The following is a 15,272-nucleotide window of genomic DNA, read 5'->3' as shown; positions in this document are numbered from 1 at the left end:
ACTGTGAGTCACGCTACTGATCGGTTACGTCAGGGGAAAGTTTACCGTAATTCAACCGGTTGCAAGCCGAGTGATAGGGCGGCATCAATAATCGTGCTGAATGGGAGTAATACTGATATTTAAGCGGAGATTAAGCAGTTATCATAACTACAGTTTATGATTAGCCAGGCGGGTCGGTGTATATCGACCCGCCTGCGTCGTCTGTCTATCATGCAAATGCCGAGCAATGAATTTATGTTAAAGCCCCGTCAAATTCTTCTTTTCCTGTTCCTGCTGTTTGGCTTGCAGTTGGCACCGCTGACCAGCGTCGCTGCACAGGATGATACCCCTGCCGCCGAAGTCCAGCTGGATCCTGCTACCGCGCTAAAGAACTACCAGAAACAGTTGGATAGCATTAAACAGCAGGTTTCCAAGGCGGATAATGATAACCAACTCAGCAAGCTGAAGCTGGTCACCGACGATCTGGCCGCTGGGCTGGACAAGCTCGCGACCGAACTGCAACCGGCGCAGGAAAAATTGCAGGCGCAACTCGATGTATTGGGCCCACCGCCGGCCGCCGGGGCGATGGCAGAAACCGCAGCCGTGGTGCAGCAGCGTAATGGTTTGAACAACAGCAAAAAGCAACTCGACGATGCGGTAAAACGGGCGCAGGCCATGAAAGCCAGCGTGCTCGACCTTGGGCAACAAATCAGCGATCTGCGTCGTGTGGCGTTCAAAACCCAGTTGGCGTTGAACACCGGCAGCGTGCTGGGCGCCAAGTTTTGGTCGCCGGTGGTGCAACCTTCCGACAGTGACATGCAGCGATTGGATGAATTCAATGCTGCAATGAAACAGGCCTGGGACGCCAGTTGGCAAGAGGACTCGCGTTACGGCACACTCGGTTTGCTGGTACTGGCCGTGGTTATCTGGTCGTGGGGGCGTTACTTCTCTGAGCGTTTTCTGGCTTGGGCAAGTATTCGTTTTCTGCCGGACGGGCGCTTGCGCCGCAGCTTTATGGCGCTGATGACCGTCACCGTCACCGTGATCACCACCAGTATTGCGTTAAATTTGCTGTATATCTCCTTTACCCGCGTGCAACCGCTGCCGGTAATGCTCGAGGACTTCGCCGAAGGCTTTAACCGGTTGGGGATCTTCTGTGCGCTGATTGCCGGGCTGGGACGTGCGACACTGTCGCTCAATCGGCCATCATGGCGCCTGGCCTCGATGGATGATGCCGTTGCTTCCGGGCTGCGTTATTTTTCACCGCTATTGGCTGGGTTGGCACTGGCGTTTGGTACCGTGGAACTGATCAATAACGTGGTCAGCGCCAGCCTGAGCACCACCATTTTCGGCAATGGCTTGGTCGCTGGCTTGATCGGCATGGTATTGCTGGCGATGCCGCTACGTTCTCAGCGTATCCGCCGTAAGCTGGAACAGCAGGGCGAGCATGTAGAGAAACGCTCAACCATCAGCGGATTGCTGCACATGGGCACGTTGGTATGCTCAGTAGTGATCTTATTCTCGTTGTTGGTGGGGTATATCGCGTTCGCCCGTTTCCTGACCTATCAGGTGATCTGGATAGCTCTGGTATTGATGGCGTTTTATTTTCTGCTGCTGTTCGCGACCGATCTGTGTGGCGCAATCTTTTCGCCGCAGACCGCCAGTGGCAAGATGCTCAAAAAGTCCTTTAACTTTAAAGACCGTCATCTGGAACAAATGGCCATCATCTTCACCGCCATTGCCAAATGTTCTTTGCTGTTGTTGATGATCGTCTCGCTGTTTAACGGTTCTTTTGGTACCACCACGCCGAACTCGTTGCTCGAAAAAATTATTGCCATCCTGAGTGGTGAAGGATTACAGCGGCTGAATATTGTGCCGGGTAACCTGATTAATGCGGTTATTTGCCTGGCCATTGGCATTTACATTCTGCGGGTGACGCAGCGTTGGCTCAGTCAGGAATTACTGCCGAAAACCATTTCAGATATCGGTATTCGTGCCTCATTGGTCACGTTATTCAGTAACGTTGGTTATGTGTTATTGATCTTGATCACCCTGGCTGCGTTGGGTATTCAGTGGAACAATCTGGCGTGGATCGTGAGTGCGTTATCGGTCGGTATCGGTTTTGGTTTGCAGGAGATCGTGAAGAACTTTATTTCCGGTTTGATCCTGCTGACCGAACGGCCAGTGAAAGTCGGCGATATGATCGGTATTGGCGGTGTCGAAGGGGATGTGCGCCGTATTAACGTGCGTGCTACCGAGATTCAACTCAGTGACCGTTCGACAATGATTGTCCCTAACTCCCAGTTAATCTCACAAAACGTCCGTAACGCGACGATGGGGAACGCACAGGGGGTAGTGACGATTGCGCTGACCTTCCCAACGGACATCGATCCGGAACAGGTACGTAATATTTTGTTGAGTGCCTACCAAGAGTATGACGCTATTCTCGAGGCACCTGCGCCCTATGTGCGTTTCAGCCAGCTCGGCCCGGATGGCATCATCCTCAGTGTGACCGGGTATGTGGCAAGTCCGCGCATGGTTGGGGCCACCAAAAGCGAGCTGTTGTTCAATATTCTCAAACTGCTGCGCGCGCAACGGGTCAATATGTCCAGCCCGCAGGAAGTGGTATTTATGAAGCAACAGGCGAGAAATATGGCTAACGACGAAGAGCAGTCGTCGTAATCTGCCGGTGGCACAAAGGCCCACCGTGAAAGGTGGGCCGAGGTCACTTAATGCATAGCGGGCACCACAGATTGGGAGCAATCGCTGTTGGCGCTGGCGCCGGTATTATTGCAGGTCTGTGGATCATTATGCACCGGCGGTGGCGGCACGTCCTGTGGGCCACCTTTACCGATACAGCCAGAAAGCATCAGGATCAAAAACAGGGGGATCATTGCCTTCATCTCAGTTACCTCCGATCTGAACACGTTCTTAAGTATATGCACTGCAAGGCGCCGAGAGCGTCCGATCATGCGTTATAGAACTTATCTATATCACCCCGGAATAAACCAATTTCACTTCGGCCGCTCAGCGGCCCTATGCTGCGGTGGCATAGGGCAATTTTTTTGAGGAGGCATCATGGAAAAACAACAGTTGGCGACAGCGGTACTTGCCGCCTTGGGCGGCGCAGAAAACCTGACCAAACTGCGTTACTGTGCCAGCCGTGTCAGGGCAGAACTGTGTGATAGCACAAGGTTAGAGCGGCAAAGCATAACGCAGTTGCCAGGCGTTAAAGCATTGCTGGAGGTAGAAACGCCACAGCGGACCACCGAGTATCAGTTGGTGGTAGGACCGGGGAATGCCCGGCCGTTATATCAGGCACTGGTCGCATTGAGCGGCGAAAAGTAATTACACCAACAAAGGGCGGATCTGCTCCAGATGCTGCTGCATTAACGCCTGCATTTGCATCAGATGGGGGGCATCCGCTTTTTCGCGCATCAGGTAAATACCGACGGTGCAGCGTTGGCCCTGTTGAATCAACGTCAGCGGCTCAATACCATAATCGGCAAAGTAGCCCGCCATACAGGAGGGATACGCTAACAAAATTGCATCGGAATCATTGATCATATCTACGGCCGACATCATCGAGTTGGTTGAGCAAATCACCCGTTCCGCCAGGTGCAGACGGTTACGTGCCAGCTTTTTCGGCTGCATATCCTCCACGATATGATGATAGCGACTTTCATCTGGCGTCAGCTCAACGCAGGGATAATCCAGCAACGCATCCGGGCTTACCGGTTTACCGAGCAGCGGGTGTCCGCGTCGTACAAACATACTGTCGGTGGTGCTGAATAACGGCAAAAAACTGATGCCGGCCTTGGGGTTCAATCCCTGAATTTCATGGCCGATGAACAAGTCAATATCGCCCCCCAACAGCAGATCCATCAAACGCAGATGGTTGCCCAGATCAATATGAATATTCACCAGCGGATGTAACTTACGGTAGGCATTGAAGCTGTCACGCACGAACATGTACCACCACGCATGGCCTGTGCCCATGCGCAGACTTTGCTCTTGACGTGCTTTGATAAACGCCATTTTAATCAATGTATTATCGTAAATTCGCTGCATCATTTGCGCCTGCTCCAGCAGCAAGTCACCGTATTCGGTGGTTTTCACGCCCGTTGAGGTGCGCTCCAGCAGCTGTACTCCCAGGTTCTCTTCCAGCTTCTTCATGTTGTGGGTCAATGTCGGCTGACTCAAACAGAGTTTGTTTGCTGCATGACTCACATTTTTGAACATTGCCACTTCGATAAACTGCCGCAGAATTTTGTCCACGATCATATTTTCCACTGGTGATATAGAAAGTTTCTATATCGTAGCGATGAAAAACGATTTCCGCCAATGACTCGTCTTAGATAGTTTTGCTGCTATACCCAAAATAATTGGCGTTGCATCAAGGCGGCAAGGGCGTAAATCCCCAGGAGCTTAGTCAACTACGTGACTGGAGTGCGCGGGTGCAGCCAACACAGATGCAGCTTCAAGTATGACGGGGATATGCCGGTATTCCCAGCCGCCACCAGAGAGGACGCAATGAGAAGACTGATACCGAGTATGGTTGCCGCCACACTGGCGCTGATGTCCGGTCAAACGCTGGCCGATACGCTGCGTATGCAGTGTGCGCCCAGCAAAGAAGGGCGTCAGTATTGCAATGAGATCAAGCAACGTTTTGAGGCTCAGACCGGCCATACCCTGGAATTTATCGATCTTCCCCCGGCCTCCGATGAAAAGCTGTCGTTATTTCAGCAGCTGTTTACCGCCAAAGATTCCAGCGCCATCGATCTGTTCCAGGCCGATACCGTGTGGATAGGCGTGCTGAACAAACATCTGCTGGATCTGACCGACAGCGTGAGCGACATCAAGCAGGATTTCTTCCCCGCCGCCTGGCAAAACAATGTGGTTAATGGCCGGGTTAAAGCGGTACCGGCCTATCTGGACAGTGGCGCACTCTATTACCGTAAGGACTTGCTGGAAAAATACGACGAGCAGCCCCCGGCGACCTGGGCCGACTTGACCCGCATCGCGACGCGTATTCAGCAGGGGGAGCGTGCCGCCGGCCATAAGAATTTTTGGGGACTCGTGTTCCAGGGGAAATCCTACGAAGGGCTGACGTGCAACGCACTCGAGTGGGTGGCGTCGCAAAACGGCGGCAGTTTTATTGATGCCCAGGGCAATATCACCATCAACAATCCACAGGCCGCACAGGCATTAAATATGGCCGCCGGATGGATAGGCAAAATTACGCCAAAGGGCGCACTCGGTTACATGGAAGAAGAGTCGCGGGCGGTGTTTCAAAACGGCGATGCGTTATTTATGCGCAATTGGCCCTACGCCTACGTATTGGCGCAGGACAGCAGCAGTGCAATACGTGGCAAGGTCGGCGTAACGCCGTTGCCGAAGGGCGCTGAAGGTGAGTCCGTCAGTGCATTAGGCGGCTGGCAGTGGGCAATCAACGGTTATACCAAGAACCCTCAGGCGGCGATCGCGCTGCTGAAAATTGTCAGCGATGCCGAATCGCAAAAAAGGGCGCTGGCATTAATGGGCCTGGCACCGTCACGGATGGCATTGTACGACGATCCCCAGGTCCTGGCGCAGGCACCGTATTTAGCCGATTTCAAAGGCATCTTCGCGCAGGCAATGCCACGCCCGGCAACCCAAACCAAAAGGCAGTACGCGCAGGTTTCGAAAGCGATCTACAACGCCACGTTTAACGTATTGCGCGGAGACAGTGACGGTGTCACTGCTGTGGCGGATTTACAACAGCGACTGGAACGGATTAAAGCCAGAGGATGGCGTTGAAGGCAGTGCAATCCCCATTAACCGTTGGAGTCAGACGCATGAAACGCGAGACGCACGCTTTATCCCTAACGGCGGCCCCGGCACCGAAGGCGGAACGTTCCGCCAGGCGCCGCACGTTGAATCATCAGCAACGGCGTAGTCGCATCGCCTGGCTCTTGGTGGCACCGGCAATGCTGTTGCTGGCAGTCGTCGCGGGTTGGCCGCTGCTGCGCACGCTGTTTTACAGCTTTACCGACGCCATGCTGGATGCGCCAGATGACTACCGGTTTGTCGGTTTTGCCAACTATCTGGACCTGACCGAGGGCGGGCATCATTACGGCGTGCTGGCGGATCCACTGTGGTGGTTGGCCGTAGGCAATACTCTGCGGTTTAGCCTGCTGTCGGTGTCATTGGAGCTGGTGTTTGGCATGTTGCTGGCGTTGCTGATGCATCAGAAATTCCGCGGTCAGGGGCTCGTGCGCACTGCGATTTTGGTGCCCTGGGCCATTCCGACCATCGTATCCGCCAAAATGTGGGGCTGGATGTTTCACGATCAGTACGGTGTGGTCAATGACCTGCTGCTCAAGACCGGCATCATCTCGACCCCATTGGCCTGGGTGGCGGAGCCGGGGTTGTCGATGTGGGCGGTGGTGATTGCCGATGTCTGGAAAACCACCCCCTTCATGGCCTTGATGCTGCTGGCCGCGCTGCAACTGATCCCGGGTGATTTATACGAGGCGGCACGGGTCGATGGTGCCAATGCCTGGCAACGGTTTCGCCGCATCACCTTGCCGCTGATCATGCCGGCGATGATCGTCGCGCTGATTTTCCGGGTCATGGACGCATTGCGGGTGTTTGATCTGATCTATGTGCTGACCTCCAACAGCGAGGCCACGGTATCCGTGTCCGGCTATGCGCGCGATCGCATGGTCAGCTATCAGGAAATGGGATCCGGCTCGGCAGCTTCCGTGTTGGTATTCATGATGGTTGCGGGCATCGCTGCGTGTTTCCTCACGCTGAGTCGCCTGAATGACAAGGGGAAACAGGCATGAAACTGAGCCGCCAACAGCAACAAAAGGGTCATAAGATACTGATATTCGCCAGCGCCGCGTTGGCCAGCATCATCTGTCTGTTTCCGTTCTACTACGCGCTGATCACCTCATTGCGTTCGGGGCAGGACCTGTTCCAGGTTGCCTATCTGCCGAGCCACCTGAATTGGGGCAATTATCTGACAGCCTTGATGGATAACGGCATTGCTCGCAGCTTGTTGAACTCTATCGTGGTGGCAACGCTGACGGTCGGCATCTGTCTGCTGGTATCGATTACCGCCGCGTTTGCCCTGGCGCGCATTCGTTTTCGCGGTCGCAAATATCTGCTGTTCACCATTTTGTGCGTCTCAATGTTCCCGCAGGTGGCGGTACTGTCCGGCATGTTCGAGTTGGTGCGCTTTATGGGGCTGTATGACTCCCTCGGGGCGTTGGTGTTGTCCTATACCACCTTCTCATTGCCCTTTACCGTCTGGGTACTGACCACCTTTATGAAAGCGATCCCGGCAGAATTGGAAGAGGCGGCGATTGTCGACGGCGCAAGCACCTGGACCATCATCACCCGTATCTTTGCACCCATTATGGGGCCGTCGCTAGTGACCACCGGACTGCTGGCATTTATCGGCGCATGGAATGAATTCATGTTTGCCCTGACGTTTGTCATCTCCAGCGGCAAGCGCACCGTCCCTGTGGCGATCGGCATGTTGCAGGGTGCCTCTCAATTCGAACTCCCCTGGGGCACCATCATGGCGGCCTCGGTCATCGTCACACTGCCGATCATCGCACTGGTTCTGATTTTCCAGCGCCGAATCGTCAGCGGATTAACCAACGGCGCAGTAAAAGGCTGATTTTCGATTAACCCTGAAGCAGGAGAAAAGTAATGGCTACAAAAATCGTTTTAGTGGGAGCAGGCAGTGCGCAATTCGGTTACGGCACGCTGGGGGATATCTTCCAGAGCAAAACGCTGTACGGCAGTGAGATTGTGCTGCACGACATCAACCCGGCCGCACTGGCGGTGACCGAGAAAACGGCCCGGGACTTTTTGGCCGCTGAAGATCTGCCCTTTACGGTGAGCGCCACGACCGATCGTAAAACCGCGCTGCGGGGCGCAGAGTTTGTGATTATCTCCATCGAAGTGGGCGATCGCTTTGCGCTGTGGGATCTCGACTGGCAAATTCCGCAGCAGTATGGCATTCAGCAGGTGTACGGTGAAAATGGCGGTCCTGGCGGTTTGTTCCACTCGCTGCGGATTATTCCACCGATCCTCGACATTTGCGCTGACGTTGCCGACATTTGCCCCAATGCCTGGGTATTTAACTACTCAAATCCGATGAGTCGCATTTGTACTACCGTGCATCGCCGCTTCCCGCAGCTCAATTTTGTCGGTATGTGTCACGAAATTGCGTCGCTTGAGCGCTATCTGCCGGAAATGCTCGGAACGTCATTCGACAATCTCACGCTGCGTGCCGCCGGGCTCAATCACTTTAGCGTCTTGCTGGAGGCCAGCTACAAAGACAGTGGTCAAGATGCTTATGGCGACGTGCGAGCCAAGGCGCCGGACTATTTTTCCCGTTTGCCAGGCTACAGCGACATCCTGGACTACACCCGTACTCACGGCACATGGGTTCAGACAGAAGGCAGCACCGAGCGAGAGGCGCTGGGTGGCAAAGACAGTGCCTATTCTTGGGCCGATCGCACCCTGTTTAAAGAGATTCTGGAGAAATTCCATCACTTGCCAATCACCGGCGACAGCCACTTTGGCGAGTATATTCGTTGGGCGAATGAGGTCAGCGATCATCGCGGCATCCTCGATTTCTACACCTTCTATCGCAATTACCTGGGCCATGTGCAGCCGAAAATCGAATTGAAACTGAAAGAACGCGTGGTGCCGATCATGGAAGGGATCTTGACGGATTCCGGCTATGAAGAGTCGGCGGTGAATATCCCCAACCTGGGGTTTATTAAACAGTTGCCGGCGTTCATTGCCGTCGAGGTGCCGGCCATTATCGATCGCAAAGGGGTGCATGGCATAAAAGTGGATATGCCTGCAGGCATTGGTGGCTTGCTCAGTAACCAGATTGCTATCCACGATCTGACCGCCGATGCAGTGATTGAAGGCTCGCGCGATTTGGTGATCCAGGCACTGCTGGTGGATTCGGTCAACGACAAATGCCGGGCAATCCCTGAACTGGTCGATGTGATGATCTCACGCCAGAGCCCGTGGCTCGATTATTTGAAATAAGCCGGATAACGGGGCGTGAACTCGCGCCCCGTTAATGCCAACTGCGATGCGAACGGGAGGAATATGGCGCAACTCACGCTGGAAAAACTGCAAAAACGCTATGGCGCTAACGCAGAGGTCATTAAGTCATTGGATTTGCACATCAACAGTGGGGAATTTGTGGTGATTGTTGGCCCCTCCGGCTGCGGAAAATCCACCTTGTTGCGGATGATCGCTGGGCTGGAGGAGATCAGCAGCGGCGGCATGTATATCGATGGTCACTACGTCAACGACGATACGCCGGCAGAACGCGGCATTGGCATGGTATTTCAATCTTATGCGCTTTATCCGCACATGAGTGTCTATAAAAACATGGCGTTTGCACTGGAGTTGGCGGGCCATTCGGCCGAAGAGATCGACCGACGCGTGCGCGACAGCGCCCGTATTTTGCAACTTGAACCCTTGTTGGAACGCCGACCGAAAGATCTTTCCGGTGGGCAACGGCAACGGGTTGCTATTGGTCGCGCCATTGTCCGCGAGCCCAAATTATTTTTGTTCGATGAACCGCTTTCCAACCTGGACGCATCGCTGCGGGTACAAATGCGCATGGAAGTGGCTTCGCTGCATAAGCGGCTGGGGTCGACCATTATTTATGTTACCCACGATCAGGTGGAAGCCATGACGCTGGCAGACCGCATTGTGGTGTTGAACCAAGGCCATGTTGAACAGGTGGGCACGCCGCTGGAACTTTATGACCAGCCGGCCAACGAGTTTGTCGCACAGTTTATCGGGTCGCCAAAGATGAATCTGATCCCGGCGATTTTACGGCGCGCCGGTGAAAGCCAAAGCGTGGTCGAGCTGGATAACGGCAAGGCACTGGTGCTGCCGATTGCTACACCCGCTGAGGCAGAAGGCCAGAGCGTAAACGTCGGCATTCGTCCGGAACATATTCGCGGTGGGGAGCATGCGGAGTGCGAGTTTCAAGGCGAAGTGATGTTTGTTGAACACATGGGCAATGAAACCTACCTCTATCTGGATAACGGCAATGCCGGCGAACCCTGGGTGTTGCGCAACCCTGAACGCTCGGCTATTGAGGCCGGTGATACCGTGGGCGTTCGCCTGCCAGTGGAGTGTTGTTATCTGTTCGATCGTCAGGGGCGGGCGTTTCAGCGCATTCTGGCGTCGGAAAAGACGCATTAATTGAGTAAAGGAAACGGGATATGGGCGGCGGACAAAAGGTTCGGTGGTGGAAACAGGCGGTGGTTTATCAAATCTACCCGCGCAGCTTTATGGATTCCAACGGGGACGGTATTGGCGATCTGAATGGCATTACGGCCAAGCTGGATTATTTGCAGTGGCTGGGCATAGACGTGATTTGGATCTGTCCGATGTATCGTTCGCCAAACGACGACAATGGCTACGATATCAGTGATTATCAGGCCATAATGACGGAATTTGGCACCATGGAGGATTTTGACCGTCTGCTGTCAGAGGTGCATGCGCGGGGGATGCGGTTGATACTTGATTTGGTGGTGAACCACACGTCTGACGAACACCCGTGGTTTATTGAGTCACGATCATCCCAATCGAGCGCCAAACGTGACTGGTATATCTGGCGCGACGGTAAAAAAGGGGCGGAACCCAACAACTGGGAGAGCATTTTTAACGGTTCGGCCTGGAAGTATGATCCTGGCAGTGAACAATACTTTTTGCACCTGTTCTCTGAACGTCAACCTGACCTGAATTGGGAGAACCCAGAGGTGCGTACGGCGCTGTACGACATGATGCGTTGGTGGCTGGATAAGGGCATTGATGGATTCCGTATCGACGCCATCTGCCATATGAAAAAGCAGCCGGGGCTGACGGATATGCCCAACCCGCTGGGCCTGCGTTACGTGCCGTCGTTCGAACGTCACCTGAATTATGACGGCCTGCTCGATTATGTCGATGACCTGTATGAACAGGTGTTCAACCGTTATGACATCATGACCGTGGGGGAAATGAACGGTGCTTCGGCAGAGCAGGGCGAAGATTGGGTGGGTGAACAGCATCACCGGTTGAATATGATTTTCCAGTTTGAGCACGTCAAGCTGTGGGAAACACGGCATCAGCAGGCGCCGGATGCAGGCATGGACGTGATGGGGCTAAAAAGCATCTTTACCCGCTGGCAGACATTGCTGGAAGGGAAAGGATGGAATGCACTGTATGTCGAAAATCACGATATTCCCCGCGTGGTGTCGAAATGGGGCGACGATAAGCAGTATTGGCGCGAAAGTGCTACCGCCATCGCCACGATGTATTTTTTAATGCAGGGAACCCCCTTTATTTATCAGGGACAGGAGCTGGGGATGACCAACACCCGCTTCGACGGCCTGGCTGATTTTAACGATGTTGCTGCCAGAAACCGCTTTGCCATGTTGCGCGAGCAAGGGATGGACGAGGCACACATCCTGGCGTTTCTGGGCCGCAGTGGGCGCGATAATTCGCGTACGCCGATGCAATGGGACGACGGTCCCAATGCCGGTTTCAGCCGTGCCGAACCCTGGTTTAGGGTGAATGCCAACTACGCGCAAATCAACGTGGCGCGTCAGCGAGAAGAACCTGATTCAGTGCTGAACTTTTACCGGGCGTTAATTCGGCTGCGTAAACGGGATCCCGTGTGGGTCTACGGCCGATACCAATTACACCTGGCGGCACACCCGCAAATATATGCTTACACCCGCACCCTGGATGAGCGGCAGGTATTGGTGTTGTGCAATTTGAGTCGCGAATCTTTGCAGATAGATCCGCACGTGTTGGCCTTGGATAAGGGGCAACGGTTATTGGGCAATTATTGTCATCATGATGAGCAACAATGCCTTCGTCCTTATGAGGCTCGGATATACCAATGGCCTGACGCCTCCAGTTTTGATTAAACCATCACGCATTTTCCCGAATACAGCGATTGTGTTCGGGGAATACCCTTCAGATATTTACCCATAATTCATGGCCACTCTGCAATACGCACCGAATCACAACACACTCTCACCATTGCTTCTTACACCAAAGATTAAAATACGGTCTGGTTATCCAGCAAGATCTGGAACTATGTTAGCAAGGAAACTACTGGAAATTAAAAATCCTACGCCTGAGTGATGGATAAAAAATCGCACGAAATGTTCCTTTTGTATTCTTAGTCGTTGCTCTTTTTTAGCGGAACAGGCTTCGCTCGTTTATTTCCGTCAATTAAGTATCTACATCGCATCGCAGCAAGAGAAAATTTTGCAAAATGTGCAAGACAAGGCGTAAGTGAGCGGAATCTGTACAGATCTCGCAGTGTCAGAGACCTAAGGTCTCCTGATTCATTTGTTTTTCATTGCAAACCATTGATAATAAATGAATGTTTGTATTTTGTGATGCATGCCATTAATGGGGCATATCTACAATGAAGCTTAAACAAAAGTGAAGTTTTATGATTTTTTTACGATTTCACTTTTAATTTTACATTAACAACGCTCGGAAGGGCGTTGATATTATCTTTTTTCACATGCCAGGCAGCCGCTTTAGCGCTAGTCTGGTTAGGCAATGTCTCATTAAGGATGATGCTATGTGGAATAGGGAGATTAACATAGGGACATGTTATGAAATCCTTTGTTAACCTGTTTTTTATTTCCTCAAGATCATTTCCCTAAGCATTCTTTTTTTATGACTCTGCAACGTCTATTTAAAATGAAAGTGAGTTATCAAAAGTAAGATATGTTGGCTCTTTTGTGAGCGTGAGATGACGGGATGCTATGACCATTATAATACCCTGCCCAATGACCGTTATGGTATGACGCATGGGGAAAAGGGTAATGGTGTCGATTTTAATTAAGACTTTCGCCTTGATGGGTAATTATCCTAATGCCATGCATGATGATAGTTGCGTTATTTCCAAGGCCACAAATAGAGCGCTATAAATCTAATTATTCACTCAGGAGCACACTCAATGAACCAGTGTTTGGACTTTATCGGTATTGGCATCGGTCCGTCCAACCTCAGCATTGCGGCACTTGGAAGCGAAATCGCAGGGTTTAATTGCAAATTCCTCGAGCGTAAACCGCATTTTTCTTGGCATCCAGGCATGATCCTGGCGGACTGCAGTATGCAGACCAACTTTTTGAAGGATTTGGTGACGGCCGTTGCGCCCACCAACCCTTACAGTTTTCTCAACTATCTGGTGAAAAGAAAGAAATTTTACCGTTTCCTCAATACAGAGCAACATACCGTTTCGCGCGAAGAGTTTGCCGATTATCTCAGTTGGGCGGCAACGGGCCTGCCGTCGCTGGCATTCAACCAGGACGTCCAGGCCGTGAGTTTTGATGAGAATCAGCGGCATTTTGTTGTCACCACCCAGAATGATGTGTTTTACGCGAAGCATGTCTGTGTCGGTATTGGCAAAAAAATCAAATTGCCAGACTGTGTGACCCAGCAAAATGATCGGTGTTTCCACGCGAGCGAAATGATGTTCCGCAAACCCAATCTGAAGGGGAAGCGTGTGGCAATTGTCGGCGGGGGGCAAAGCGGGGCCGATCTGTTCCTCAATATTTTTCAGGGGGAATGGGGCCAACCAGAACAATTGAGTTGGATATCTCGGCGTAACAACTACAATGCGCTGGACGAAGCTGCCTTTGCTAACGAGTACTTTACGCCTGATTACGTTGAGAATTTCTACACGCTCGGCAGTTCAGCCAAACAACACATGCTGCGCGAACAAAAAATGACGTCTGATGGGATCACCAGCGAGTCGCTTTTGGCCATTTATCGTGCCATGTATCACCAGTTTGATGTCCTTCAGAATAAACGATGGGTACGCCTGCTTCCCAGCCGTTCAGTGACGGCCCTTAACACCAAAGATAATTTTTATCAGTTAGAGACGGAACACCATCTGGATCAGGGGCGAGAGGCTTTTGATGTGGACGTGGTGATCTTTGCTACTGGCTATGAACAGGCCCGCCCCGTGTTTCTTGACGCCTTGTCCGAACGTTTTTCAACCACGGATGATGGGCAGTACCGTATTGCCCCTGATTTTACCCTTGAGCGGGAAGGGGCGCATGAGAACTGTTTGTTTGCCGTCAATGCGAGCATGCATCACCACGGTATTGCCGATCCCCAGCTCAGCCTGATGGCCTGGCGAGCTGCCCGCATTCTTAACCGGGTTCTCGGCCAAAACCAATTTGATTTGAGTACGGCCCCGGCGATCATTCAATGGCGCAGTGAGCCATAACGGCCAATCACGATGACGTTATTGAGTTCTTGTTGGGCACCGCGTTTACCCCATGATGAGACAAGTTGTATGAGAAAACACATTAATAAATTTATCATGAATCAACTGGCAACATTCTCGCCGACTTTTAAAGCGAAATACATATATAAAAAGGCCTTCGGGAAGACATTAAATTTAAACCCTCCGGCCACGTGGAACGAAAAGATAAATTATCTGAAACTTAACGATTACAGTAACAATGCATTAATCACGCAATGTGCAGACAAATATGCAGTGAGGGAGTATATAAAAGAGAAAGGCTGTGAGGAGATCCTTAATGAACTCTATTTCGCCTGTGACTCTGTTCATGAAATCCCATGGGCGTCTTTGCCGGAAAAGTTTGTGATTAAAGGTAATCACGGTTCTGGTTACAATTTGATTTGCCAGGACAAAGGCTCGCTAGACATTGCACAAGCAGCTAAAACCATTGAAAATTGGATGGAAAGTGACTACTGGAAGGTCTATGCAGAGTTAAACTATAAGAATATTAACAAAAAAATCATTGGTGAAAAGTTCATCGCGTCATCGAGTGGTCAGGGGCCTGATGACTATAAAATATACTGCTTCCACGGTGTTCCTTACTGCACGTTGCTGTGTGTCGGCAGGGAAACCGGCACGCCGAAATATTACTTTTTTGATAAAGACTTCAAATTCTTGTGTTATAGCCAAGACTGTTTGGCACTTAGCCAGGAAGAGATTGACGCCTTTGTGAAACCTGAGGGGTATGACGCGCTCTTTGAGTACGCCAGAATATTATCTGAACCCTTTGAGTTTGTCCGCGTTGATTTCTATATCTCCAACGGCAAAGCTATTTTTGGTGAGTTGACCTTCACACCCTCCGCAGGTATTGATACGGACATGCTCGAATCAACAGATATTTTACTCGGGAAGATGCTTAACCTGAAATAACACCGTACCCACAGAGGATATGTTGTCACCCTGTGAACCCACAGGGTGTTTTTTT

At 51.9% G+C, this 15,272-nt stretch carries 12 protein-coding genes; 10 read left to right on the top strand and 2 right to left on the bottom strand.

The window, feature by feature from the left end; all coding sequences use genetic code 11:
* Positions 1-234: 234 nt before the first annotated feature.
* On the top strand, positions 235-2,661 hold the full coding sequence (locus JOE25_RS06935; RefSeq protein WP_209633567.1) for a DUF3772 domain-containing protein: 2,427 nt from the start codon (positions 235-237) through the stop codon (positions 2,659-2,661).
* A gap of 47 nt (positions 2,662-2,708) precedes the next feature.
* On the opposite strand, the gene JOE25_RS06930 is transcribed toward JOE25_RS06935, so the two are convergent.
* The gene (locus JOE25_RS06930) at positions 2,709-2,882 is read right to left on the bottom strand and encodes a hypothetical protein (RefSeq protein WP_209633565.1); all 174 of its coding nucleotides are present in this window, start codon (positions 2,880-2,882) and stop codon (positions 2,709-2,711) included.
* A 175-nt stretch (positions 2,883-3,057) separates the two neighbouring features.
* On the opposite strand from JOE25_RS06930, the gene JOE25_RS06925 reads away from it, so the two are divergent.
* Positions 3,058-3,327, top strand: a complete 270-nt coding sequence (locus JOE25_RS06925) for a PTS transporter subunit EIIB (protein ID WP_209633564.1) — start codon at positions 3,058-3,060, stop codon at positions 3,325-3,327.
* Here the strand turns inward: JOE25_RS06925 and JOE25_RS06920 are convergent, their stop codons facing one another.
* Positions 3,328-4,263 carry a LysR family transcriptional regulator gene (locus tag JOE25_RS06920; RefSeq protein ID WP_209633562.1) on the bottom strand — a complete coding sequence of 312 codons (936 nt, stop codon included), beginning with the start codon at positions 4,261-4,263 and terminating at the stop codon, positions 3,328-3,330. It abuts the gene before it with no gap.
* A gap of 249 nt (positions 4,264-4,512) precedes the next feature.
* Between JOE25_RS06920 and JOE25_RS06915 the strand changes: the two genes are divergently transcribed.
* From JOE25_RS06915 to JOE25_RS06880, 8 genes are all read left to right on the top strand, one after another.
* Positions 4,513-5,778, top strand: a complete 1,266-nt coding sequence (locus JOE25_RS06915; protein WP_209633560.1) for an ABC transporter substrate-binding protein — start codon at positions 4,513-4,515, stop codon at positions 5,776-5,778.
* A 38-nt stretch (positions 5,779-5,816) separates the two neighbouring features.
* Positions 5,817-6,809: a sugar ABC transporter permease gene (locus tag JOE25_RS06910; protein ID WP_209633558.1), complete on the top strand. Its 993-nt coding sequence runs from the start codon at positions 5,817-5,819 to the stop codon at positions 6,807-6,809.
* Positions 6,806-7,651 (top strand): carbohydrate ABC transporter permease, encoded by an 846-nt coding sequence (locus JOE25_RS06905; protein WP_209633556.1) that lies wholly within the window; start codon positions 6,806-6,808, stop codon positions 7,649-7,651. The genes JOE25_RS06910 and JOE25_RS06905 overlap by 4 nt, the downstream gene beginning before the upstream one ends.
* Before the next feature lie 32 nt (positions 7,652-7,683).
* Positions 7,684-9,045, top strand: coding sequence for an alpha-glucosidase (locus JOE25_RS06900; protein ID WP_209633554.1), 1,362 nt, complete (start codon positions 7,684-7,686; stop codon positions 9,043-9,045).
* A gap of 63 nt (positions 9,046-9,108) precedes the next feature.
* Positions 9,109-10,224: a sn-glycerol-3-phosphate ABC transporter ATP-binding protein UgpC gene (ugpC, locus tag JOE25_RS06895; RefSeq protein ID WP_209633552.1), complete on the top strand. Its 1,116-nt coding sequence runs from the start codon at positions 9,109-9,111 to the stop codon at positions 10,222-10,224.
* A 20-nt stretch (positions 10,225-10,244) separates the two neighbouring features.
* Positions 10,245-11,939: an alpha-glucosidase gene (locus JOE25_RS06890; protein ID WP_209633550.1), complete on the top strand. Its 1,695-nt coding sequence runs from the start codon at positions 10,245-10,247 to the stop codon at positions 11,937-11,939.
* A gap of 1,052 nt (positions 11,940-12,991) precedes the next feature.
* Entirely contained in the window at positions 12,992-14,269 is a 1,278-nt protein-coding gene (locus JOE25_RS06885; protein ID WP_209633547.1) for a lysine N(6)-hydroxylase/L-ornithine N(5)-oxygenase family protein, read from the top strand.
* Positions 14,270-14,338: 69 nt separating this feature from the next.
* Positions 14,339-15,217, top strand: a complete 879-nt coding sequence (locus JOE25_RS06880; RefSeq protein WP_209633545.1) for an ATP-grasp fold amidoligase family protein — start codon at positions 14,339-14,341, stop codon at positions 15,215-15,217.
* Positions 15,218-15,272: the final 55 nt, after the last annotated feature.

This window comes from Serratia sp. PL17, assembly GCF_017832355.1.
Taxonomy (GTDB): Bacteria; Pseudomonadota; Gammaproteobacteria; order Enterobacterales; family Enterobacteriaceae; genus Serratia.
The sequence above is the reverse complement of the archived record's forward strand: the minus strand, read 5'-3'. Positions and strand labels throughout refer to the sequence as shown.

Bases quoted from the DNA above. Each gene is read 5' to 3' on its own strand.
- JOE25_RS06935 (WP_209633567.1), top strand. From the start codon at position 235: ATGTTAAAGCCCCGTCAAATTCTTCTTTTCCTGTTCCTGCTGTTTGGC.
- JOE25_RS06930 (WP_209633565.1), bottom strand. From the start codon at position 2,882: ATGAAGGCAATGATCCCCCTGTTTTTGATCCTGATGCTTTCTGGCTGT.
- JOE25_RS06925 (WP_209633564.1), top strand. From the start codon at position 3,058: ATGGAAAAACAACAGTTGGCGACAGCGGTACTTGCCGCCTTGGGCGGC.
- JOE25_RS06920 (WP_209633562.1), bottom strand. From the start codon at position 4,263: ATGATCGTGGACAAAATTCTGCGGCAGTTTATCGAAGTGGCAATGTTC.
- JOE25_RS06915 (WP_209633560.1), top strand. From the start codon at position 4,513: ATGAGAAGACTGATACCGAGTATGGTTGCCGCCACACTGGCGCTGATG.
- JOE25_RS06910 (WP_209633558.1), top strand. From the start codon at position 5,817: ATGAAACGCGAGACGCACGCTTTATCCCTAACGGCGGCCCCGGCACCG.
- JOE25_RS06905 (WP_209633556.1), top strand. From the start codon at position 6,806: ATGAAACTGAGCCGCCAACAGCAACAAAAGGGTCATAAGATACTGATA.
- JOE25_RS06900 (WP_209633554.1), top strand. From the start codon at position 7,684: ATGGCTACAAAAATCGTTTTAGTGGGAGCAGGCAGTGCGCAATTCGGT.
- ugpC (WP_209633552.1), top strand. From the start codon at position 9,109: ATGGCGCAACTCACGCTGGAAAAACTGCAAAAACGCTATGGCGCTAAC.
- JOE25_RS06890 (WP_209633550.1), top strand. From the start codon at position 10,245: ATGGGCGGCGGACAAAAGGTTCGGTGGTGGAAACAGGCGGTGGTTTAT.
- JOE25_RS06885 (WP_209633547.1), top strand. From the start codon at position 12,992: ATGAACCAGTGTTTGGACTTTATCGGTATTGGCATCGGTCCGTCCAAC.
- JOE25_RS06880 (WP_209633545.1), top strand. From the start codon at position 14,339: ATGAGAAAACACATTAATAAATTTATCATGAATCAACTGGCAACATTC.